Source organism: Cryobacterium sp. 10S3 (assembly GCF_034344045.1).
Lineage (GTDB): Bacteria > Actinomycetota > Actinomycetes > Actinomycetales > Microbacteriaceae > Cryobacterium > Cryobacterium glucosi.
The window spans coordinates 130,402-154,424 of the sequence record NZ_CP133773.1; the positions used below are offsets into that span (position 1 = coordinate 130,402).

The 24,023-nt window shown below is 67.7% G+C and carries 9 protein-coding genes; 6 read left to right on the forward strand and 3 right to left on the reverse strand.

Annotated elements, in window-relative coordinates; genetic code table 11:
• Positions 1–97: 97 nt before the first annotated feature.
• The gene (locus RHM57_RS00690; RefSeq protein ID WP_322140612.1) at positions 98–7,075 is read right to left on the reverse strand and encodes a hypothetical protein; all 6,978 of its coding nucleotides are present in this window, start codon (positions 7,073–7,075) and stop codon (positions 98–100) included.
• A gap of 229 nt (positions 7,076–7,304) precedes the next feature.
• Positions 7,305–8,174, reverse strand: a complete 870-nt coding sequence (locus tag RHM57_RS00695) for a fused MFS/spermidine synthase (protein WP_322136561.1) — start codon at positions 8,172–8,174, stop codon at positions 7,305–7,307.
• 373 nt (positions 8,175–8,547) lie between these two features.
• On the opposite strand from RHM57_RS00695, the gene rpoB reads away from it, so the two are divergent.
• From rpoB to RHM57_RS00710, 3 genes are all read left to right on the forward strand, one after another.
• Positions 8,548–12,039 carry a DNA-directed RNA polymerase subunit beta gene (rpoB, locus tag RHM57_RS00700; protein WP_134449706.1) on the forward strand — a complete coding sequence of 1,164 codons (3,492 nt, stop codon included), beginning with the start codon at positions 8,548–8,550 and terminating at the stop codon, positions 12,037–12,039.
• A gap of 47 nt (positions 12,040–12,086) precedes the next feature.
• Complete coding sequence (locus RHM57_RS00705) at positions 12,087–15,998, forward strand: DNA-directed RNA polymerase subunit beta' (protein WP_134449705.1); 3,912 nt, start codon at positions 12,087–12,089, stop codon at positions 15,996–15,998.
• A gap of 199 nt (positions 15,999–16,197) precedes the next feature.
• On the forward strand, positions 16,198–19,095 hold the full coding sequence (locus tag RHM57_RS00710; protein WP_322136560.1) for a putative bifunctional diguanylate cyclase/phosphodiesterase: 2,898 nt from the start codon (positions 16,198–16,200) through the stop codon (positions 19,093–19,095).
• Between the two features lie 95 nt (positions 19,096–19,190).
• Here the strand turns inward: RHM57_RS00710 and RHM57_RS00715 are convergent, their stop codons facing one another.
• Entirely contained in the window at positions 19,191–19,721 is a 531-nt protein-coding gene (locus RHM57_RS00715) for a hypothetical protein (RefSeq protein WP_322136559.1), read from the reverse strand.
• Between the two features lie 485 nt (positions 19,722–20,206).
• Here RHM57_RS00715 and RHM57_RS00720 point away from each other — a divergent pair, with 485 nt between their 5' ends.
• The 3 genes from RHM57_RS00720 (at position 20,207) to RHM57_RS00730 (ending at position 24,004) form a co-directional block, all read left to right on the forward strand.
• The gene (locus RHM57_RS00720; RefSeq protein ID WP_322136558.1) at positions 20,207–21,013 is read left to right on the forward strand and encodes a hypothetical protein; all 807 of its coding nucleotides are present in this window, start codon (positions 20,207–20,209) and stop codon (positions 21,011–21,013) included.
• Positions 21,014–21,102: 89 nt separating this feature from the next.
• A complete protein-coding gene (locus RHM57_RS00725; protein WP_322136557.1) occupies positions 21,103–22,380 on the forward strand; it encodes a chaplin family protein in 1,278 nt (425 codons plus the stop codon).
• 334 nt (positions 22,381–22,714) lie between these two features.
• A complete protein-coding gene (locus RHM57_RS00730) occupies positions 22,715–24,004 on the forward strand; it encodes a hypothetical protein (RefSeq protein WP_322136556.1) in 1,290 nt (429 codons plus the stop codon).
• Positions 24,005–24,023: the final 19 nt, after the last annotated feature.

Below are 24,023 nucleotides of genomic sequence, written 5' to 3' on the forward strand. Positions count from 1 at the left end.
TCCCTAACAGGATATCCCGACCATGCCGCGGCGACACCCGTACGGGGGTGTGCCGGCGAACTTTCCGGCCCGGCCCCGGTCCGCTCGCCGCACCCCGCTAGTACCCCGTGTACGTGTCCTTGACGTAGGAGTCGACTCCCTCGGCCATGCACGCCTTCATCGACGCCTCGTAGCTGCTCCAGTTCGTCTTTGCGTCCGAGCCGTACATGCTGAGGTTCTCGCCGAACGATCCGACGACATTCATGAACGTTCCCACGTCACTCGTCACCGCCCCGATCGGCACCGCGCCGCTGTACCCCGTTTTCGCGGCGATCCGGGTCTGGAGGTCGGCCTTGGCGGCGTTGAAGATGTCCTCGGCCGTCGCGTTCGGGCCGAGCCCCGCGCCGGCGCCCAGCGTGGGTGTCGCGCTGTTCGAGGACGGCAGGGTGAGGATCTCGCCCTTGCCGTTCGCCCAGTCGTTGAGGCACTTCGTCGCGAGCATCGCGAGGTCGACCTGTGCCTGGATGACCGTTCCGGCCTTGTCGATCGCGTCGGCGACCGCACCACCGGCTCCCGCGGCCCTGAGGCCGGCTGCCGCGAGTTTCAGCCCGACGGCGGCGACCTTGGCGACCATCAACTGGGCGAGGGACACCCCCGTCGCGACGGTGATCACGGCGGCGAGCATGCGTTGGCTGATCGAACTGAACCAGTTGCCGACCTTCTCGCGGGTGCTGTAGCGGTGAATCTTGGCCTCGACGTAGCGGTCCCTGTCCATGATCACCCACGCGGTCTGGTCCCTCGACGCGTCGGCGTAGTCCCAGCCGTCGAAGCGGTTGCCTTCGATGTCCTCGGCCTGCAGCTGCACCGTGGTGCCGCGCGTGTACCGGTTGCCGGCCCCTCCCGGGCAGTTGCCGGGCGTGGTCGCCGACAGGTCCTTCCCGGAGATCGTGTAGCAGATGATCGTCAGGTCGAGGGTGTTCGGGCCGGAGACGTTGCCCTGGGCATCCACCACGCGTGTCGGGCCGGTGCCGTCGGTGCTTCCCCCCACCGAGTAGGTGTACTGCCCGGCAACGGTCACGGCGGTGGTCACGGTGCGGCCGGGGCGCGAATAGAGAGGCGGGCATCCGCCGTCGTCGACGACGATCTTCTTGGCGGTCTCCGGGTCGAGGGCGGATGCCTGGCCCGAATCGTCGATGACCCGAACGTTCAGCCCGATCGGTGCGCAGTACTCGAGGCGATAGCTGCCGCCGCCGTAGACCTTGGCGCGACCTTCGAAGAAGCCCTGGGAGGTGCCGAACTCCGCCATTTCGTCCAGGCCCGAGGCGTTGACCATGCTCGTGATCGGCACGAGATTGGGGGACCCGGCGATGGCGGCAGGCAGCAGGTAGCCGGCCTGGCCCCGGGGCAGTTCGCCGGCGCGTTCGCAATAACTCTCGTCGGCTGACAGGGGAGCGATCATGTAGGAGCCGCCCTGCGGGAGGCTCACGATGGGTGGCTTGCAGCTCGCGTTGTACCAGCCGGCGGTCAGCGTGATGGCGCTGTTCACCCGGGCGAGGTCGATCGTCGTTCCCCCGGACGTCCCCGGGTTGCCGTTCCAGACGACACCCTGTTCGGTGCTGCTGCTCCAGCGCACCGATGCGGTGTTGCCGGTGTAGCCCCGCCAGCCCATGATGCCGTACTCCGGCTGGGTCGTGGTCAGGGACAGGCGTCCCGTTGCAACCATCGAGTCTGTGGTGGTGACCACGTGGTAGCCGCCGAGTGCGCTGTTGCTGGTCGTGGTCGTGGATGCGACGTCGCCGCACTGCGTGAGGGGTCCGTCCTTCGCCCACGTGGCACCGGCGGGCTCGCCCGTGCGCGCGGCGAAGTAGTCGCGGATCGCTTTCGAGACGACGGTGACCGTCACGCACTTGACCATGCTGAACTGGGCTCCGACCTGGAACCTGTCCTCCCACGGCACGGTGAGTTGTGTCGTGGCGGTGGTGGCAGCGCTCGTGAGCAGCTTTCCGGTCGGAGCCGCCAGCAGCGTCGTCGCGGTGTTGTCGCGCGACGAGCCGCCGAGCCATGAACCGAACGCGGCGGTGGGCTTCGCGGTGGCCACGACGGTGATCTTCGTTCCCGGAACGTATCCGGCCTCGCCGCCGACGGTGCAGGCTCCGGACGAGGGCTTCAGGCCCCAGCTGGTGGACGGCCGATCGGCGGCTGTCACCGCGACGCTGCCGCCCTCGGTAACGGGGAGGTCGACCACCGTGCAGGCCTTGACGCGGAACGTGGCGGCGACCGCGCGATCGGCGGTCATCGCCACCTGGGCGGAGTACGGGCCGGTGAGGGTCGCTCCGGTGAGGGTGTCGAGCTCCAATTCGGATTGGGTGTGTTCTTCGGAGAGGTTGGCGGGAACGAGCGTCAGGTCCACGATGGTGCCCGCTGCATAGCGGGAGAAGCCGGTCTTCTGGTCGGCCAGCTCCTGCGCGGTGGACCCGTACGGACTGGCGCAGTTCGGCCGGGTATTCGCGCGCGCCCAGCCCTGCGCGTAGGGGTCGAGCAGGCCCCAGTCCACCGTGGGGGTCAGCTTCAGGGTGAAGCAGGTCGGCGCGTAGTGCTCGGTGTAGCCGACGCGGATGAATCCGGTCACGACGAACAGGAAGGATCGTCCCTGCGAAAGACGCATCGAGCCGTCGATCGTCCAGCTGTCGACGGCGTAGTCGGGATGTGCGTATGCCGTGGCGCGCAGCAGGCTGCCGGTGACGACGCCGAGCTTGTCGTCACCGCAGCGCACGGAGTTGCTGTAGTCGATGGTTCCGAAGACGATCGGGTATACGCACAGCCTGGCGTCGGCCGTTCCGCTCACGACGGCGCCGGGGGCGTCGTCTCGCGAGATGAAGGTGACTGTGTACTCGGTGCTGACGGGTGCCGACTGGGCGGTCGTCACCGGGGTGAGCGTGCAGCTGCCCGCGAGCGCGGGCCCGTTGCATCCGACGCCGGGGAGGTCGAAGTACACCCGGCCGACGGCGGCGGCACCGGTCGTCGTAGTGGTCCAGCTGGCGGTGATCGGCTCGCCGTATACCCACTCGTCGGGGGTCGGGGAGAACGTCACCGCGAGGTCCGTGCCCCGGGCTGACGCGGTGAATTGCGTCACGCTGTGCGACGCTTCGTTGTCGGCGTCGCCGTCGTAGTGCGCGTACAGGGTGTTCTCGCCCATCCGCACGGATGCCCCGGGCAGGGTGCATGCGCCGGTCCCGTCTGCGGCGCAGAGGGTGTCGTTCGAACCGGTGAGGATGATCGTGCCGGTGGGCGCGGGGCTGGTCTGGGAGCCGGCCTGCAGCACCCGGGCGGAGACCGGGAGGGCGTCGCCCGCGCGAGCCCCGTCCGGGACGACCACCGCGACGCTCGTGGCGCGTTTGTCCACGGTGCCCGTCAGGTCCGCGGTCGCGGCGCTCGTGTCGACACCGTCACCCGGTGTGGACGCGGACAGGGCGAGGGACCCTGCGTGCAGGGTGGGGACCGCGACCGTGCCGCGGAAGAACCCGGTGGCGCCGCTGCGGATCAGGCTCAGGGGGTAGTCGGTGCCCAGCACGGTGACCGTGGCCGGCACCGAACGGGAGGACCCCGTCAGGGTGCCGCTCGGCTCGGCCGTGACCGTGACCGTGAGGCTGTCGCCGACCGTGACCGGCTGAACGGCCAGGGACAGGTCGGTCGTGGGCGCGCTGACCGCGAGGTCGAGGACCGGGCTCGACGTGGAGGCCCGCAACGGCCCGTACTCGACGCTCGCATGCACGGCCAGAGTGCCTCCGCGGAGGTTGGCGACGGTCACCGTTCCGCTCAGTCCCTCAGGGGACCCGAACAGTTGCGTGGTGCCGATGACCGTGCCGGTGGCGTCCAGGAGATCCGCTCGTGTGCCGGCGGCGAGTCCCGTCGACGAGAAGGAGAGCCAGGCGGCCGTGATGGTCAGCTCGACGGACGCGCCGGCGACGAGCGCTGCGCCGGGGTCGGTCCGGGAGACCGTGAGCTGGGGGACGGGAACCGGCTGCACGGTCGTGACGGCAGGGTCCGAAGCGGCAGGCGCCAGTTCGCTCGCCGCGGTGAAGGTGACCACCGCACGGATGCCGTGGGCCCCGGCGACGAGCAGGGTGGGGGCCGCGGTGCCGTGGCCTGCCGTGTCGAGGGTGATCGTGCCGAGGTCGCTGACCGTCGCATCCGGGGCCGTCGCCGTGAGGTTCACCTGGGTCACGAGGTCGAGCGGAACGCCGCTGAGGTCGACCGTCACCGGGAAGGCGGTGCCGAGCGGCGCCGAGGCGGGGGCGCCGACGGTGATGACAGGGGTGTAGTTCCGTAGCGCGGAGACCGGCACCACGTCGGTGCGCGTGGCATAGAGGCCGTCGCCGGTGTACTCGGCGCGGAGCACGGGGTGCGCACCGGGTGCGGACAGCCGCAGGGTGACCGAGCCGTCTGCCAGGTTGCCCGTGGCGAGGATGCCGCCGGAGGCATCCAGGATGCGGATGCCGCCGGTCGGCACGGCGCGGTTCGGTGCCGCCGCATAGCTGAGGGTGAGGGTGCGGTCGCTCGGGGTGAGGTCGCCCGTCCAGACGGCGACGGGGGTCGAGGCGATTGCCAACGCGACCGTCAGCGCACCGGTCGCGTTCGACGGCTCGTACTGAGACGTCGTGTCGAAGTAGGAGGCCTGCACGGCGGCAGTGCTCGCTTGGGTCGGAGTGAACGTGTAGCGCGCCGTGCCGTCGGCGGCGAGGTCTACTCGTGCAGAGGAGCGGTCGGGCAGGGTGAAGGTCACGGCACCGGGCAGGGTCGTCTCGCCGGCGGTTGCCGTCGTCGTGGCGACGAGGGTGACGGGGGTGCCGATCTCCACCGTGTCGACCGTCGCGGCGCCCGCCGAGATGGTGAGCGTGGTGCTCGTGAGGCCGGCTCCGATCGAGACGGTCTGGCCGGCGGATGTGGCCGGGGCGTGGTCGGCGTCGCCGACCACGGTCGCCGCCAGCGTGTAGCTGCCGATCGGCAGGAGTCCCGTGAGAACCACGCTTCCGGTGCCGTGCTGGTCGGTGACGGTGACGCTGCCGGTGGCCACGAGGGCGGAGGTGCGGGTGTTGCGCACCTCGACCGTGCGCGGTCCGTCCAGATCCGAGGTGACGTCGACGGTCATCGCGTGGGCGCTTCCGCGCGGCACCAGTGTCGGTGAGGAGGCCGGCTGCAGGGCGGCGGAGACGCTCGTTCGGGCCGGGGCGATGGTGATCGTCGACGTGGTCTCGGAGGCCTCGAATCCGGTGGCTGGAACGAAGGCGAAGCGCAGGTCGGTGCTTCCCGCGTGGAGGGCGGTCGTGGGGATGCTGAGCGTCTGGGTCAGCTTGGACGACTCGGTGAGCAGGGTCTGGCCCGCCCAGACCTGGATCGTCCCCTTCACCACGGTGCCGTAGTCGGCGTTCGGCGCCGTCACGACGGCGGAGGCGTTGATCACCGTACCGAGGGTGAACGGCGGGTTGTAGACGGTGGCGACGATCTGGGTCGGGTCAGGGACGATGACCGCGCCGACCTGGTAGTGGCCGGAGCTGGGCTTGAACAGGGCGGATCCCGCGTAGTCGGCGGTGATGTACGGATCGGAAAGGAGGGTGACCTGCTTCTCCGCCGAGCCGTCCACGAGGGTGAGGGTCTCGGTGGTCCCGTCGATGGTGAGGTCGACGGTTCCGTCCGGCTTCATCGACGTGGCGTAGGTCGGGGCGACCGTCACGGTCACGGTCGCCGGTCCGTTCACCGCGGCGGCGGCATCCGTGCTGATGGTGACCTCGGTGTCGGCGAGGAACGACCAGATGCGCACGTTCGAGGTGCCGGCGGCGACGGCGGTGCCGGCCGGTTCGAAGCTGAAGCTGAGCGGATGCGAGCCCGGATCGAGCGGAGCCATGCCGCTCAGGGAGGCGCGGGCGACGTGCGGGTCGCCGGGCGCGAGGGCCAGGGCGACCCGGGCGCCGAGGGGGACGGCGCCGTCGAGGAACTGTACGGTGCCCATCGGGTCGCCGTCCGGAACGGTGACCTCGGCCGAGAGGACGGGTGTCGCGCCGAAGCCGTCGAATCCGATGCTGAGCACGGGCTCGATCAGTGCGGGCGCGACCGCCGTCGACGGGGTGACGCCCGCCGCCTGGGCGGGTGCCGCAACGGTGACGGCCGGAACGACGCCGGCGACGAGGGCGACGACCACGAGCATGGCGACCCGCCCGCCGGCGGCGGTCAGGGGCAGGGTGCGCTGCCACGGGCGGCGCGGCGCGCTCGTGCCCGCGGTCGTCGCGGCGGATGCGCCGGGCACGGCCGCGACGATGACGGCGAGGGCCATCCCGGTGAGGGCGAGGAGTGCCGCGAGGATCGCCGCGAGCACGAGCAGCCCGGTGGCGCTGGTGCCGTCGCCGTCGATCGCGCGTGATGCAGCGGTGCCGGCCCAGGTGAGGCCGGCGGATACACCGGCGCCCACGACGACGAAGAGAAGCAGGGGGACCAGGCGCTGGCGCAGGCCGATGATCGCGGTGCGGACAAGTGCTCGGAGGGAGCGGGGAGCGTCGAGCGTGGCCGCGAGCAGGGCGGGCAGGAGGAGGAGCAGGGCCAGCGTCGGAACGGACGGGATGGCGGCCACGAGGGCGATGCGGGTGCCGCGGGTGAATCGCCTTCCCTCTGGCTCGCGCACGCGGGCGTTCCGCACGAACAGGACAACGGCCACGATCAGGGCCGCAGCGCTCGCGGGCAGCGCCAGGATCGTGGCGAGCACCAGGGCGACGAGCGTCAGCAGCAGGGCGAGCGCGAGCCGGGGAAAGGTGCGCGCCGCGCCGAGCAGGGAGCGGCCGACCCGGGGCGCGCTCGCGCGAACGCCCTGGGGGAGGTGGGCCCGGCGGTGCAGGACCCCGACCGCGACGATTCCGAAGACCAGGAGCGCGGCACTGACGACGGTGATGAGCGTGGTGACGATCGTGGCCCAGACGAGTGCGCCGTCGGCCGTTTCGGCCAGCCGACCGCCGACGAAGGTGCCACCGAGAAGGAGGAAGACCATCAGCACGAGGGGGCCGGCGGCCACGGAGGCGGCGGCAACGCCCGCAGTGCGCAGCAGCATCATCGGCGACACGCTGCGGCGTAGTCGCTCGGAAAAGGACACACGTTCGAACTCGACAGCAGACATCGCTTGGACCCCCGGATATCAGCGCGCTACCGTGCACGACAGTTTCTCGGAGCCTAGTGGTTTTTTCCAGCCTCGATCGGGTTTTTTATTGCAACGATTTGTCTTCGTCGCCGGGGGCCCCTTCGCGGGGCCGCAACGTCACCAAACGTTCATGTTCTGCTCCGGCTCAGTTGCCGATCTGGAACACCGTGCGGCCGGGCAGCGGGGACGGCGTCGCCGTCGCATCCGTGGTCACGAGCGCGGCCGCCATGAACTGGCGCAGCTCCGCGCCCTCGACGACTTTGGCCGGGTGCGGGCCGCCGGCGAGCAGCCGCGGCACCCAGGTCAGGTCGACCGGCGAGAGCGTTGCGACGAGCACGATGTTGCCGAACCGGCGCCCCTTGAGCACCTGGGTCTCTGCGAGGCCGATCACGTGCGGGAACACCGCGGAGAGCGTCGCCGCCTGCGCGCGCGCGAAGGCGAGCCCCGGCCCGTCGGCGACGTTCAAGACGAGCACCCCGCGCGGGCTCAGCAGCGGCCGGGCGAGCTCGTAGAATTCGCGGCTCGTCACGTGGGCGGGGGTGCGCGCCCCCGAGAAGATGTCGACGACGACGAGGTCGGTCGTGCCGTGCAGCCCGGCGGGCAGCTTGGCGAGCACCTCGCGGGCGTCGCCGTGCCGCACCCGCAGGTTCGCGCGCTTGTCCCAGGGCAGCTCGGCCCGCACGAAGTCGATCAGGTCGCTCTCGATCTCGACGACCTGCTGCCGCGAGCCGGGCCGCGTCGCCTCGACGTACCGGGGGAGGGTGAGCGCACCCGCGCCGAGGTGCACGGCCGTGATCGCTTCGCCGACGTCCCCGAGCAGGTCGATGACGTGCCCGATCCGCTGCACGTACTCGAAGAACAACTCACCGGGGTTGTCGATGTTCACGTGCGACTGCGGCGTGCCGTCGACGATGAGCTCGAAGCTCCCCGGAACGAACCGGTCCGGCACGATTTCCGCGGTCAAACCGCTCAGCTTCAACGTGACCGACGGATGCTGCACTTCTGACCTGCTCATTCCCCCAGTCTCACCCACCCACCCCCACCCCCACCCCCACTCCGCGAGAGTACGAAATAGGCCCCTTCAGCGGCGCCGAAAGGGCCATTTCTCCGCTCTCGCGGAAGGTGGGCGGCGGGGCGGGGGGAGCGGATGCGGCGGGTTATACCTGAGAAAATGGTGAAGGTCAAGATTGGGGTGGACATAGGGGGAAAGAGAGCCTATAGTTGATCTTTGCGCTCCCAGACAAATCTATGCCTTCATATTGCGGTCGGCTTTGCGTGCTCAAGCCACCTTGAGGCATACCTCGTATCAAACTGAGGGTCTGGGGAGCGTACTCGGAATTCATTACTAACAGTGACTAGACCTGACGGGGTCTACGGAGGTTATTTCCTTGGCTGCTGCGCGCAACGCAACCACCAACTCACCCAAGAACGGCCGCGCTGCAGGGCGTCTGTCGTTCGCAAAGATCACAGACAATCTGACGGTCCCGGACCTGCTCGCCTTGCAGACGGAGTCCTTCGATTGGCTTGTCGGAAACGACAAGTGGAAGAAGCGTGTCGAAGAAGGTCAGGCGCAAGGTCGCCAGGACCTCCCGACCCGCACCGGGCTCGACGAGATCTTCGAAGAGATCTCCCCGATCGAGGACCTCGGCGAAACGATGCAGCTGTCGTTCACCAACCCCGAGCTCGAGCCTGAGAAGTACACCATTGACGAGTGCAAGGAAAAGGGCAAGACCTATTCCGCACCCCTCTATGTGAACGCTGAGTTCATGAACCACCTCACCGGTGAGATCAAGACCCAGACCGTGTTCATGGGTGACTTCCCGCTGATGACCCCCAAGGGCACCTTCGTGATCAACGGCACCGAGCGTGTCGTCGTTTCACAGCTCGTGCGCTCGCCCGGTGTGTACTTCAACCGTGAGCAGGAGAAGACCTCCGACAAGGACATCTACTCCGCCCGCGTCATCCCGAGCCGTGGAGCCTGGCTCGAATTCGAGATCGACAAGCGTGACCAGGTCGGCGTTCGCATCGACCGCAAGCGCAAGCAGTCCGTGACCGTGTTCCTCAAGGCACTCGGCCTCACGAGCGAGCAGATCCTCGAAGAGTTCAAGGGCTTCGCGTCCATCGAGCTCACCCTTGAGAAGGACAACATCCTCACCAAGGAAGAAGCCCTCAAGGACATCTACCGCAAGCTGCGCCCGGGAGAGCAGGTCGCCGCAGAGGCAGCCCGCGCGCTCCTCGACAACTTCTTCTTCAACTCCAAGCGTTACGACCTGGCCAAGGTTGGTCGTTACAAGATCAACCGCAAGCTCGGCATCGAAGCGCCGCTCAGCTCTTCCGTGCTGACCCTCGAGGACATCCTCGCCACGATCAAGTACCTGGTTGCCCTTCACGACAACCAGACCACGATCTCCGGCATCCGTGAGGGCGTCCCCACCGACATCCGCATCGACATCGACGATATCGACCACTTCGGTAACCGTCGTATCCGCGCCGTCGGCGAGCTCATCCAGAACCAGGTCCGCACCGGCCTGTCCCGCATGGAGCGCGTCGTCCGCGAGCGCATGACCACGCAGGACATCGAAGCGATCACCCCGCAGACCCTGATCAACGTGCGCCCCGTCGTCGCCGCGATCAAGGAGTTCTTCGGAACCAGCCAGCTGTCGCAGTTCATGGACCAGAACAACCCGCTCGCCGGCCTCACGCACAAGCGCCGCTTGTCCGCGCTCGGCCCGGGTGGTCTGTCCCGTGACCGCGCCGGCGTCGAGGTGCGAGACGTTCACCCCTCGCACTACGGCCGCATGTGCCCGATTGAAACCCCGGAAGGCCCGAACATCGGCCTGATCGGTTCGCTCGCCTCGTTCGCGCGGATCAACGCCTTCGGATTCATCGAGACCCCGTACCGTCGTGTCGTCGACGGCGTCATCACGACGACCATCGACTACCTGACCGCGAGCGAAGAAGACGAGTTCATCGTCGCCCAGGCCAACGCGCCGCTGACCAAGGACGCCCGGTTCGCCGAGCCCCGGGTCCTCGCACGTAAGAAGGGTGGCGAGGTCGACCTCTTCCCCGCAGAAGACATCGGCTACATGGATGTCTCCCCGCGCCAGATGGTGTCCGTCGCGACCTCCCTCATCCCGTTCCTCGAGCACGACGATGCGAACCGCGCCCTCATGGGTGCGAACATGCAGCGCCAGGCCGTTCCTCTCCTCATGAGTGACAGCCCGCTCGTCGGTACCGGCATGGAGGTCTTCGCGGCCATCGACGCCGGCGACGTCATCACCGCCGACAAGTCCGGTGTGGTGATGGAGGTTTCGGCCGACGTCGTCACCATCCAGCTTGACGAGGGTGGCACGCAGGACTACTACATGCGCAAGTTCGCGCGCTCCAACCAGGGCACGAGCTACAACAACCGCGTCATGGTCACCGCAGGTGAGCGGATCGAAGCCGGCGAGGTCATCGCCGACGGTCCCGCCACCGACAACGGAGAGCTCGCCCTCGGCAAGAACCTCCTCGTGGCATTCATGCCGTGGGAAGGCTACAACTACGAGGACGCGATCATCCTGAGCCAGAACCTGGTCAAGGACGACACCCTCTCCTCGATTCACATCGAGGAATACGAGGTCGACGCCCGCGACACCAAGCTCGGCAAGGAAGAGATCACCCGCGACCTGCCGAACGTCTCCCCGGACCTGCTTGCAGACCTGGACGAGCGTGGCATCATCCGCATCGGCGCCGAGGTCCGCCCCGGCGACATCCTGGTCGGAAAGGTCACGCCGAAGGGCGAGACCGAGCTTTCCGCCGAGGAACGCCTGCTGCGCGCCATCTTCAACGAGAAGAGCCGCGAAGTTCGCGACACCTCGCTCAAGGTGCCCCACGGTGAGCGCGGAACGATCATCGGCGTCAAGGTGTTCGACTCGCAGGATGGCGACGACGAGCTCGGCTCTGGCGTCAACCAGCGTGTTGCCGTCTTCATCGCCCAGAAGCGCAAGATCACCGAGGGTGACAAGCTCGCCGGCCGTCACGGCAACAAGGGTGTTATTTCCCGCATCCTGCCGATCGAGGACATGCCGTTCCTCGCAGACGGTACCCCGGTCGACATCATCCTCAACCCGCTCGGTATCCCCGGTCGCATGAACTTCGGCCAGGTGCTCGAAACGCACCTCGGCTGGATCGCGAAGCAGGGCTGGGACGTGGAAGGCAAGCCCAAGTGGGCCGCCAACCTGCCCGAGCAGGCGCACCACGCCGCACCGAACACCAAGGTCTCCACCCCGGTGTTCGACGGCGCGTTCGAGATCGAGATCGAGGGTCTCCTCGACTCGACGACGAAGACCCGCGACGGCGTGCGACTGATCGACTCCACCGGAAAGACGCAGCTGTTCGACGGCCGCTCCGGCGAGCCGTTCCCGAACCCGATCTCGGTCGGCTACATGTACATCCTGAAGCTGCACCACCTCGTCGACGACAAGATCCACGCTCGTTCGACCGGTCCGTACTCCATGATCACGCAGCAGCCGCTGGGTGGTAAGGCGCAGTTCGGTGGACAGCGATTCGGTGAGATGGAGGTCTGGGCGCTCGAGGCATACGGTGCCGCGTACGCCCTGCAGGAGCTCCTGACCATCAAGAGCGACGACATCCTCGGCCGCGTCAAGGTGTACGAGGCCATCGTCAAGGGTGAGAACATCCAGGAGCCCGGCATCCCCGAGAGCTTCAAGGTCCTCATCAAGGAAATGCAGTCGCTGTGCCTGAACGTCGAGGTGCTGTCCTCGGACGGAACCGCCGTCAGCCTGCGCGACACGGATGACGAGGTGTTCCGCGCTGCGGAAGAGCTCGGCATCAACATTTCCACCCGCTTCGAATCATCCTCGATCGACGACATCTAGGGCCGGGCAGAATGACAAATACTCCGAACACTCTTCAAGGAGAGAAATTGCTCGACGTAACCACGTTTGACGAGCTTCGAATTGGCCTGGCGACCGCAGACGACATCCGTCGCTGGTCGCACGGTGAGGTCAAGAAGCCCGAAACCATCAACTACCGCACGCTCAAGCCGGAAAAAGACGGCCTGTTCGGCGAGCAGATCTTCGGACCGTCCCGGGACTGGGAATGCTCATGCGGTAAGTACAAGCGAGTTCGCTTCAAAGGCATCGTCTGCGAGCGTTGTGGCGTAGAGGTCACCAAGTCGTCGGTGCGTCGTGAGCGGATGGGCCACATCGAGCTCGCCGCCCCCGTCACCCACATCTGGTACTTCAAGGGAGTCCCCTCCCGTCTCGGCTACCTGCTGGACATGGCACCGAAGGACCTCGAAAAGGTCATCTACTTCGCTGCGTACATGGTCATCACGGTCGACGAAGACGGCCGTCACCAGGACATGCCGGGCCTTGAGAACGAGCTTCGCCTCGAGATCAAGACCCTCGAAGGCCAGCGCGATTCCCGGATCGCCGACCGCCTCGTCCGCCTCGAAACCGACCTCGCCGCACTTGAGGCCGAGGGCGCCAAGAGCGACCAGAAGAAGCGCACCAAGGACGCCGCCGAGAAGGAAATGGGGCAGGTCCGCAAGTCCCTCGACGAGCAGATCGCGCACCTCGAGCGCGTGTGGGAAGACTTCCGCACCCTCAAGGTCGGCGACCTCAAGCCCGAGGACAGCGTCTTCCACGAGCTCCAGGACCGTTTCGGCATGTACTTCGAGGCCTACATGGGCGCCGAAGCCATCAAGAAGCGCCTGCTGGCCTTCGACCTGGTCACCGAGAGCGAAAACCTGCACCTGCAGATCGCCGAGGGCAAGGGTCAGAAGAAGATCCGCGCCATCAAGCGTCTCCGCGTGGTCAACGCCTTCATCATGACCGGCAACTCGCCGGCCGCGATGGTGCTCGACGTCGTCCCGGTCATCCCGCCCGAACTGCGCCCGATGGTGCAGCTCGACGGTGGCCGTTTCGCCACGAGCGACCTCAACGACCTCTACCGTCGTGTGATCAACCGCAACAACCGCCTGCGTCGCCTCCTTGACCTCGGTGCCCCCGAGATCATCGTGAACAACGAGAAGCGGATGCTGCAGGAAGCTGTCGACGCACTGTTCGACAACGGTCGTCGCGGCCGTCCCGTCACGGGTACTGGCAACCGTGCCCTCAAATCCCTGAGCGACATGCTCAAGGGCAAGCAGGGTCGTTTCCGCCAGAACCTCCTCGGCAAGCGCGTCGACTACTCCGGCCGTTCGGTCATCGTCGTCGGCCCGCAGCTCAAGCTGCACCAGTGTGGTCTGCCCAAGCAGATGGCACTCGAGCTGTTCAAGCCGTTTGTGATCAAGCGCCTGATCGACCTGAGCCACGCTCAGAACATCAAGGCCGCCAAGCGCATGGTCGAACGTTCACGCCCGCAGGTCTGGGACGTGCTCGAGGAGATCATCCGCGAGCGCCCCGTGCTGCTGAACCGTGCGCCCACCCTGCACCGCCTGGGCATCCAGGCCTTCGAGCCTCAGCTCGTCGAGGGTAAGGCCATCCAGCTGCACCCGCTCGTGTGTGCGGCGTTCAACGCCGACTTCGACGGTGACCAGATGGCAGTGCACCTGCCGCTGTCCATGGAGGCCCAGGCCGAAGCGCGCATCCTGATGCTCGCCTCGAACAACATCCTGAAGCCGTCCGACGGCCGCCCGGTGACCCTGCCCACCCAGGACATGATCATCGGTCTGCACCACCTCACGACGCTCAAGGAAGGCGTGATCGGCGAAGGCCGCTCGTTCTCCTCGATCGCCGAGGCGATCCTGGCCTTCGACCAGAAAAAGGGCGAAAACCAGGGCCTCGACCTCAACGCGAAGGTACGCATCCGTCTGACGGACAAGTACTTCGAAGAGGGCACCCAGCCGGAAGGCGTGGAACTCGTCAACGGCCAGGCCGTCGGTACCGTGCTGGTGAACACCACGCTCGGCCGCGCGATCTTCAACGAGGCCATGCCGGTCGACTACCCGTACTTCGAAAAGGTGGCCGACAAGGGCAGCCTCTCGGCGATCGTCAACGACCTCGCCGAGCGGTACCCGAAGGTGGAAGTTGCCGCGACGCTTGACCGCGTCAAGGACGCCGGTTTCTACTGGGCCACCCGGTCCGGTGTGACCGTCGCGCTCAGCGACATCCTCACCCCGCCGGACAAGCCCGAGATCGTGGCTCGCTACGAGAAGCTCGCCGCCAAGGTGCAGTCGCAGTTCGAGAAGGGTCTCACGACCGACCTCGAGCGCCGTCAGGAACTCATTCAGATCTGGACGAAGGCGACGGAAGACGTCGCCGAGGCCATGCAGAAGAACTTCCCGAAGGACAACACCATCAACCGCATGGTCACGTCCGGTGCTCGTGGTAACTGGCTGCAGGTGCGTAACATCGCCGGCATGCGAGGCCTCGTGAACAACCCGAAGGGTGAGATCATCCCTCGCCCGATCATCTCGAGCTACCGCGAAGGCCTGTCCGTCGCCGAGTACTTCATTGCTACTCACGGTGCCCGTAAGGGTCTGGCCGACACCGCCCTCCGTACCGCCGACTCCGGGTACCTCACCCGTCGTCTCGTGGACGTCTCGCAGGATGTCATCATCCGCGAAGACAACTGTGGAACGACCAAGGGCCTCGAGTTGCCGATCGCGATCGTCGACCCGCTCGGTAACCTGGTTCGCCACCCCAACGTGGAGAACGCGGTCTACGCCCGCAGCCTGGCCGCAGCCGCGGTCAACGCCGCTGGCGAGGTCGTCGCCGAAGCCGGAGACGACGTCGGAGACGTGCTGATCGAGAAGCTGGTCGAGGCCGGCATCGAGACCATCAAGGTGCGTTCCGTGCTGACGTGTGAGTCTGCCGTCGGTGTGTGTGCGGTCTGCTACGGCCGTTCGCTCGCGACCGGCCTGCTCGTGGACATCGGAGAGGCCGTCGGCATCATCGCCGCACAGTCGATCGGTGAGCCCGGCACGCAGCTGACCATGCGTACCTTCCACACCGGTGGTTCGGCGTCCGCTGACGACATCACCCAGGGTCTGCCGCGCGTCCAGGAGCTCTTCGAAGCACGTACCCCCAAGGGTGCGTCGCCCATCGTCGACACTGCCGGACGCATCACGATCGAGGACACCGACCGCAGCCGGAAGGTCATCCTGACCCCCGACAACGGCGACGAGCCGATCGCGTACCCGGTGCTCAAGCGCTCCACCCTCCTCGTCGAGGATGGCCAGCACGTCGAGCTCGGCACGCAGATCATCATCGGCGCCGTCGACCCGAAGGAAGTTCTTCGCGTCAAGGGTGTCCGGGCCGTGCAGAAGCACATCGTCGGTGGCGTCCAGGACGTCTACCGTTCGCAGGGTGTGCCGATCCACGACAAGCACATCGAGGTCATCGTCCGCCAGATGCTCCGCAAGGTCACCGTCGTCGAACACGGCGACACCGGCCTGCTCCCCGGCGAGCTCGTCGACCGGTTGAAGTACAACGAACTCAACCGTGCGGCACTCACCGAGGGCAAGAAGACGGCATCCGCTCGTCAGGAAGTCATGGGTATCACCAAGGCGTCCCTGGCGACCGAGTCCTGGCTGTCGGCCGCTTCCTTCCAGGAAACCACCCGGGTTCTCACCCAGGCGGCCATGGAAGGCAAGAGCGACCCGCTGATGGGCCTCAAGGAGAACGTCATCATCGGAAAGCTGATCCCGGCCGGCACCGGACTGCCCCGTTACCGCGACGTCACCGTCGAGGCAACGGAGGAGGCCAAGGCCGAGCGTTACCCGAACCGCATCTTCACCGATGATGCAGCGTTCAACGAGGGTGACCTGAGCTTCGTCGACTTCGACAGCTTCTCGTCCGACGACTTCACGCCCGGTACCTACAAGTAGCGTGTAGTCCTCACCAACGGATGCCCCTCTCGCCTCGGCGAGGGGGGCATCCGTCGTTAACTCCCCGTCGCCGGAGCGCCGACGACACTCGGCGCGCAGGGCGGTTCTCGAGGGAAGCGGTGGTGTGACGCGCTGGGCCGCGCCGGGTACCCTGTGAGGGGGCGCAGGTATTTCCGTGTCTCGCGAGCACGAGGGCAGCATGCAATTACTACTGGCACGCATCAGCGCGGCCGTCACCGGGGCGATGGGACTCGTCGTACTCGCAGGCTGGTATCTCGGCGCGAGCACCCTGCCGGCCCCATTCGCCGGCCCCTGGTCGATGAAGCCGACGCCGGCCCTGGCTCTCATCATGCTGTCGCTGGCCCTGTTCCTGCTCGAGCGGCGTCGGGTGGCACTGGTCCTGGGGCTCGCCGTCGCTCTGCTCGGCGCCCTCACCCTCGCCGAAGACATTCTGGGCGTGACGCTCGGCGTCGACCGGCTGCTGCCCGGCATTGCCTTCGGCGGTCAGGATCCGCGCATGGCGCCGGCGACGGCCGTTTCACTGATCCTTCTGGGCATCGCCGTCTGCGCGAGCCTGCTGCCGCGGGCGTCCTGGATGCTCGGCCTCGCCTTAGGCTCGCTGACTGTGAGCCTGCTCGCATTGCTCGGTTACGCCTATGGGGCGTCCTCGCTCTACTCCGTGGGCGGGTACACGAGCATGGCTCTCATCACCGCTCTCGCGGTGGCGTTCGAGTCGGTCTCGATCCTTCTCACCCGGCCCAACAACGGCCTCGTCGGATTGCTGCGCGACCCGGGTAGCTCAGGGCAGCTGCTCCGACCCGTCGTTCCGCTCCTCCTGCTCGGCCCCTTCGTGCTGGGGTGGCTGCGACTCTGGGGCCAGCGACAGGGCTGGTTCGACACGGTGCTCGGTGTCGCCTTCCTGGTCGCCACGATGACGGTGGTCGGCATCGGCCTGAGCTGGGTGGCCGCCCGGAGGCTGCGCGACCTCGACCGGCAGCGCGACGCCGCCATGGTCGCGATGGACGAGGCAAACCACACCCTCGAGACGGCGGTGGACAGGCGCACCCGCGAGCTGGCGAAGATCGCAGACACGTTGCACACGCTCGTCGCGATCGCCCCGGTGGGCATCGTGCAGATGGACGCGGCCGGCGGACTTCTCAGCGCCAACGACCAGTGGCGCGCCCTGAGCGGCCTCACCAGGGTTCAGTTCCAGCGCGGCGGTATGGCCACAGCTATCCACCCCGACGATACCGAACGCGTGCAACGCGACTGGGCTGCCGCGATTGCCGCCGGGGCAGCGTACGAGACGATGATGCGCTTCCGCACTCCGGGCGGTCAGGTCAACTGGGTACAGGTGAGCACCGCGCCGATCCGGGACGCCGGTCAGGTCACCGGGCACATGGCCACGGTCACCGACGTGACCGCGCTCCACGCTGCAGAACAGGCGGTCTCGGCCGCGCGGGCACGATTCGAGGCCGCGTTCGCGTCGTCACCGCTCGGCACGGCGATCGTGGATCTCGACGGCAGGGTGGTGGCGGCCAACCCGCGGCTGTTCGAGCTCGCCGGGCCGGCATCCGTTGTCGTCGGCCAGCACATCGAGGCCATCTTCATGCCGCTCGATGCCGGAGCGCGCGGCGCTCGCACGTCGGAGGTGTTCGACGGGCCCTCCACGCGGCAGCGCATGGACCGCCGGATGCTCCGGGTCGACGACGAGGAGACGTGGGTCAAGGTGAGTATCGCCGAGATCCCCGCGGGGGAGCAGGCTGGCGCGCTGCTGTACCAGGTGGAGGACATCACCGCCCGCCGCCTCGCCGAGGCCCGAGTGGAGCACCTCGCGTTCCACGACCCGCTGACCAACCTGCCCAATCGCCTGCTGCTTCTCGACCGGCTCAACCAGGCCCTGTTGCAGTCATCACGGCACGGGCACGGCGTGGCCGTGCTGTTCATCGACCTGGACCGGTTCAAGTTCGTCAACGACAGCCTTGGCCACCACATCGGGGACGCGGTGCTGGCTGAGGTCGGGGTGCGGCTCCGGCAGCAGGCGCGGGCCACCGATACGGTATCCCGTATCGGCGGAGATGAATTCGTGATCATCTGTCCGGGCGTCGACAGCAGCGAGGACGTGCACACACTGGCCCACAACCTGCAGCGCTCAATCGCCGAACCGATCCGGATCGGCGACCTCGTCGCATCCGTCGACGCGAGTATCGGCATCGCCTTCGGCCTCGGCCACGACGACGCGGAGGCGCTACTCCGCAACGCAGACCAGGCCATGTACTCGGCCAAGGGCCGGGGCCGGGCCCGCTACGAGGTCTTCGACGACGACTTGCGCGGCCGCATCGACCGGCGGCTGGACACCGAGCTCGCCCTCCGCGACGCCGTCGAGCTCGGCGAGATCGAGACCTGGTACCAGCCGATCGTCGATCTCCAGGAGAACACGGTCGTCGCCACCGAGGCTCTCGCCCGATGGCGCCGCCCCGAGCGCGGCATCGTCTACCCGGGCGAGTTCATCGCGATCGCCGAGGAAGTCGGGTTGATCAAGGGCATCGGCGTGACCGTTCTCGGCCAGGCCTGCCGGGCGGCGGCGACCCTCGAGGGCGGCCTCGCGGTGAGCGTCAACGTCTCTCCACGACAGTTCGCGCAGGACGACTTCGGCGTCGTTGTCAGACGCGCGCTGGCGGAGAGCGGGTTGCCTCCCGAGCGCCTCTGGATCGAACTGACGGAGAGCGCCGTGCTCGAGGCGATCGACTCCGCGGCCCGGACCTTCCAGGAGCTGAGGGAACTGGGTGTCAAACTGGCGATCGACGACTTCGGCACCGGCTATTCCTCCTTCACGCACCTCCGCGCCTTCACCGTCGACCTGCTCAAGATCGACCTCACCTTCGTGCGCGACCTCGAACGCTCCGAACACGACCGGGCGATCGTCGAGGGCATCCTGCGCCTTGCCGATTCGCTCGGACTCGACGTCGTCGCCGAGGGCATCGAGACGGCAGGCCAACGCGACCTGCTCCGGTCCATGGGCTGCCGCTACGGGCAGGGCTACCTCTTCTCCAGGCCGGACCCGTCACCGCTGCCCGTCGTGAGCTTCGACAGCTGACCGACGGGCGCCAACGGAGGATCGTCCGCACCGGTCCGGCAATCTGTAGCGGTCAGCCGCGCGATCTTCCTGAGTTAGCCACCGGAAGGCCGCGCTCAGGCGGCCGGCGGGGTGGGGACGGCGCCTGGCCACGTGCCCAGGTATGCGGGACTGTCGAGGTAGACGCTGTTCACCCCGGTCTGGGCCGGGTACTCGACCCCGGCGAGCAGGTTGGCCTGCGGCTGCAGGTCGAGGGTCCTGCCGTGGTTGCGCACGGTCAGGGTCAGCTCGGCGGGCTGGCTGTCGAACGAGGTCGCCCAGCCAACCCTGAGGACGTAGTCGAGCACGCCGGGGGCCGCTAGCGCGGAGTCGTCATCGACGTAGACCTCGATGACCGCCAGGGTCGACAGGCCGGAGATGACCTCACCAATGCTGGCATCGCTCAGCCCGGGGACGGCGTTCAGGAGCGCGGCAGCGGCCTCGCGGCTGATGCTCGCCCCGGTCGCTGATGCCCCGGTCGCTGATCCTGAGGACGTCGGCGTTGGCGCCGGAGTGGCCCTGACGGCCTGCGGGGAACAAGCAGTGAGCACGGCTGCCATAGTCACGGCCGCGACAAGGGTGACGATCGAGCGAGTGCCGAGTTTCACCTCCGGATCCTCATCGAGTTGTGGTGTAGTCGCGGACGGTGGCGCGTGACGTCCCTCGCGAGGTGCAGCTCGTCTGTCTTCCCCAGGACTCGTGAAGCGAGAGGTTCTGTCGCCTGTGCACTCTTTGCCATGCGTTTCCCCCGTAAGCCCCGTCCAACCTTAACGAGATTGGGGCGGATCAGCGGTTCTCGTCGGACGACGTCACGCCCGGGACGGTGCGGGACCGTCGACTCGCCTGAACCTGTGAACTGCGAATCTCGTTCGCTGGCTCATCCGCGGGCCGTTTCGGCCGACCCAGGCCGGGGGATTTGCACCCTTGCCAGCCCATCCCAATTGCAGCGTGATGCAACATTCCCCAAGTGAGGCGGGGCCGGCGCTCAAGGCCCGTCCTGGTGAAGCTGGCAGTATTGACCAGTTTCGTGGACACGAGCTCCCCGTGCACCTACGGTCGGCCTTGTACACAACTGAGGACGGAGGTGAACGAGATGAATGATGCTGAGGCATTTCGTGCTCCCCGCGCCCTCTGGCTCGCTCTCGTCGCCGTTGCGCTCGGCATCGCCTGGTTCCTGTGCGGCGGGGCGAATCCCGCGTCGGCGACCGATCTGCTCCCCGATGCGCCTCCTGCAACGGATGCCGCCGCACCCGGCCTCCTGAACGCTTCCGTCCCGGAGCTGGTCGCCAGCGTTCCTGCCTTTGCAGTCTCCGTCGTGGCTGACGCACCTGGCGTCGACACCGCAACCATTGACGCGGCGTCCGCAGACGTGCCCGAAGCCGTCGGGACGGCCATGACGCCGATTCTGGCCGCCGTAGCTGCCGAAGTACCCGACGTCAGCATTCCGGACCTCAGCATCCCCGATGTGGCGGGTTCTCCTGTCGCCGTGCCCGTCGCCGTGCCCACGATCGCCCTCGCGGTTTCAGACCTTTCCACCCTCGCGACTCGCACAGTGATCACCTCGGTCGTCCCGGCCGGGACCGTCTTCGTCGCGCCGAGCGCGCATCCGTTCCCGCCCTCTGTGCGCGGCACCGCCGGTATCCCCGACGCGGTCGCGAGCCTGACGCTACTTGATGCCGCGGCATCCGCTACCGGAGCCCCGCTCGGCACGCCGGGGCACCCCGTTAACCTGCCGCAGCCCACTCCGGATGCCGCAGCACCGGGCGGCGGCAGTTCGGCATCTCTGCTCGCAACGTGCGGATCAACACGCGCCGCGTCTGTCGCGGCTCTCCGTCTCACTTTCGAGGACGACGCCCTGCCGTCCTCCCTCTCCATCGACCCCGGTTCTTCTCCCGCCTGAGTAGGTCCCTGCCGTGCTATCCCGACGGCATGCGGACCACCGCCACGCGTCCCTCGCGCGGCTCACTCACACTTTCAAGGAGAACCATCGTGAACATCACTCTGTCCAGGGCGCTCTACGGCACCCTCTTCGTCGGGGCGCTCTCGCTCCTCGGCACGACCGCGGCGCACGCCGCAGACACCAGCGGCGACTCCGGAACCCTCTCGGGATCCCAGGTCGTCACCGACACCACGGCCCCTGTCCAGGTCTCCGGCAACGCGATCAGCGTCGTGGGCGACTCCGCCAGCACGGCACCGGCTCCTGCGGCTGCCTCCGCGTCGGCTCCTGCTCCTGCAGCCACACCGGCGCCAGCCGCTGCAACCACCTCGAGCTCCGACGGGACCGCCTCCGGCACCCAGGTCGTCGCCCCGGTCGCGGCCCCGGTGACCGCGTCCGGCAACGCCATCTCGGTGCTCGGCGACTCGACCTCGACCGGGTCGACCGGACCGGCCCCCGGCCCAGCCCCGGCGGTCACCCTGGCCCCGGCAACGACAACAGGAACCGACTCCCTTCTCGGCGGCACACAGGGCCTCACCAGCGTCGACGTGCCGATCACGGCATCGGGCAACGCGGTGAGTGTCATCGGTGATTCGGCGTCAACGGGCACACCGTCCGCGAGCACGGCGGATGCCTCCGCTCCCGCGGCCGGCTCCGGCCGGGTGACCTCGGGTGCGGACGGCATCGCATCAGGTACGCAGGTCGTCCCTGAAGTCGCTGCACCGGTGACGGTCGGCGGTAACTCCGTCTCGATCCTCGGTGACAGCAGCGCGACATCTGGTTCGCCGGCTCCGTCAGGGTCTGGCGCGGGAACGACCTCCGCTCCCACGGCAGGATCCGCCCCGGTGACCTCAGGTTCGGATGCCACGGCGTCAGGCACGCAGGTCGACCCGGTGGTTTCCGCTCCCGTGACGGTCGGCGGCAACGCGGTCTCCGTCGTCGGTGACAGCGAGTCGGTGACCCCGACCTCCGTGACCCCGATGACCCCGATGACCACGGCTACAATGGTGGCCCCGATGGCCCCGATGGCCCCGATGGCCCCGATGGCCCCGATGGCCCCGGTGACCTCGGCTATCCCGACGGATCCGACCGACGCGGCCGGCCCGACCGCCCTCATCGACACAATCGTGACATTCGGAGCTTCGGCGAAGTCGACCACGCCGGCGCACTCCGGCAAGGTCTCGGCCCCGGCCGCACTGTCGGTCACGGAGCTCGCATCGACCGGCATCGGCACACTCGAGTTCGGCGGTTTCGCCGGCCTGTCTTTGCTCATCGCCGGAGCCGCCTTGATGTTCACGCGACTGATCAACACCGGTCGTATGAACGTCTAGTCTCCACCCCTGATGCACGGATACCGTCGGCCCGACCGGACCGGCGGCATCCGTCGTTTAGGCGGTCCCGTGCTTGCCCTGAGGTGTCGCAGAACGACGTTGGAGGGGCGTAGGAACGTCGATCTGCGACGCTTCAGCGAGGTCGGGCCCACACTCATCGGTGAGTTGCAGAAACTAGATTTCACCTGCGATTCTCCACTACCCACTATCATCGTGGGCACACGTGTTGCGCGGGGGTGGTCCGCGACATGCAGGGGGCCGTCGTCATCGCCGGGTTCTGGCAGCCGCTTTCCGCCGCGCTCATGCCGACCGACGACCCGAGAAGGGCACCACCGTGAGCGACTCCCGCACCCTCCTGTTCGCCGAGGCCGCGAACCCCGCGACCTCGCCAGCCCGCCTCGCCAAGCTCGCCGCGAAGCATTTCGACCTGCATCGGGCGATCGCTGCGAACCCCGCGTGTTATCCAGGTCTTCTCGAATGGATGCGCGGCTGCGGCACGCTCGAACCGCTCGCACCCGCATTGACGCAGTCTCCAATCGCGGCGCAGGCACCGACCCGAAAGGCGGCGCACGCTGAGCCATCCGTGCCCGCCTATGCAGTCTCCCGGCCCGTGTCCCTGCCCATGTCCCTGCCCGTGTCTGGCCCGGTAGGGGCCGGGTCGGGCGCACCCGGCGGCTGGCAGCAGCCCGTCGTTCGGGCCAGCGCCGCGGCATCCGCCGGACGTCGCCGCCGTCGGCCCGGCCTGCTCTGGGGATCGATCGGCGTTGCCGTGCTGTTGCTCGCCGGTGGCGGCGTCTGGGCGTACGCATCCGTCTTCTCCAAGATCGGCGGGTCGTCGACTCCGCAGGCCGCAGTCGAAAAGCTCCTGACCGGAGCGGTGTCGCTGGACCTGCTCAACGTGTACGGCTCCCTGTCTCCCTCGGAGATCACCTCGCTCCGGGGCCCGGTCGAGACGCTCGGCCGGATCAAGCTGGATTCCGCGACCAGCCCGACCGACTACACGGCCGTCTTCGAGAAGCTGCGACCGAACCTGAACGTCACCCTCACCGGCTTGGACTTCTCGGTCACCGACATCGGCGATGGGATTGCTGTGGTCGCCGTGACCGGTGGCCAGCTGCACGTCGACGGTGACCCGAACGCTCTCGCCGGTCTGTGGATGGACGCCGTGAAATCCCAGCTCACCGAGCAGCTGAAGGCGACAGGCTCCACCGACGAGCAGGTCGCGGCCTCGCTCGAGAAAACCCGCGCGGCCGCCGTGGCCGGCATCGACGCCGCGTTGCCCTACGACCGCAGTGCGAGCGACCTTAAGCAGGACCTGGGGAGGGACGTCACCGCAGTCGCCGTGCAGGAGGGCGGCTCGTGGTACGTCAGCCCCCTGCTGACCGGGTTCGAGCAGGGCTTCCAGGACCGCCTGCGCGCGGACCCGACGTTCACCCGCGGGGCCATCGTCGCGCCGGCCACCTATGTCACGCCGGAGGACGCAGTCCGCGGGCTGGCCGACGGGGTCTCCGCCTACCTGGCCCGGGGAGATTCGGGCGCACTCGCCGCCGCGCTTCCCCTCGCCGAGCGGCGCCTTGTGAGCCTATACGGCGTGCCCCCTCTTCAGTCGACGGACGGAGCCTGAACGTCACCAACGTCGGCGT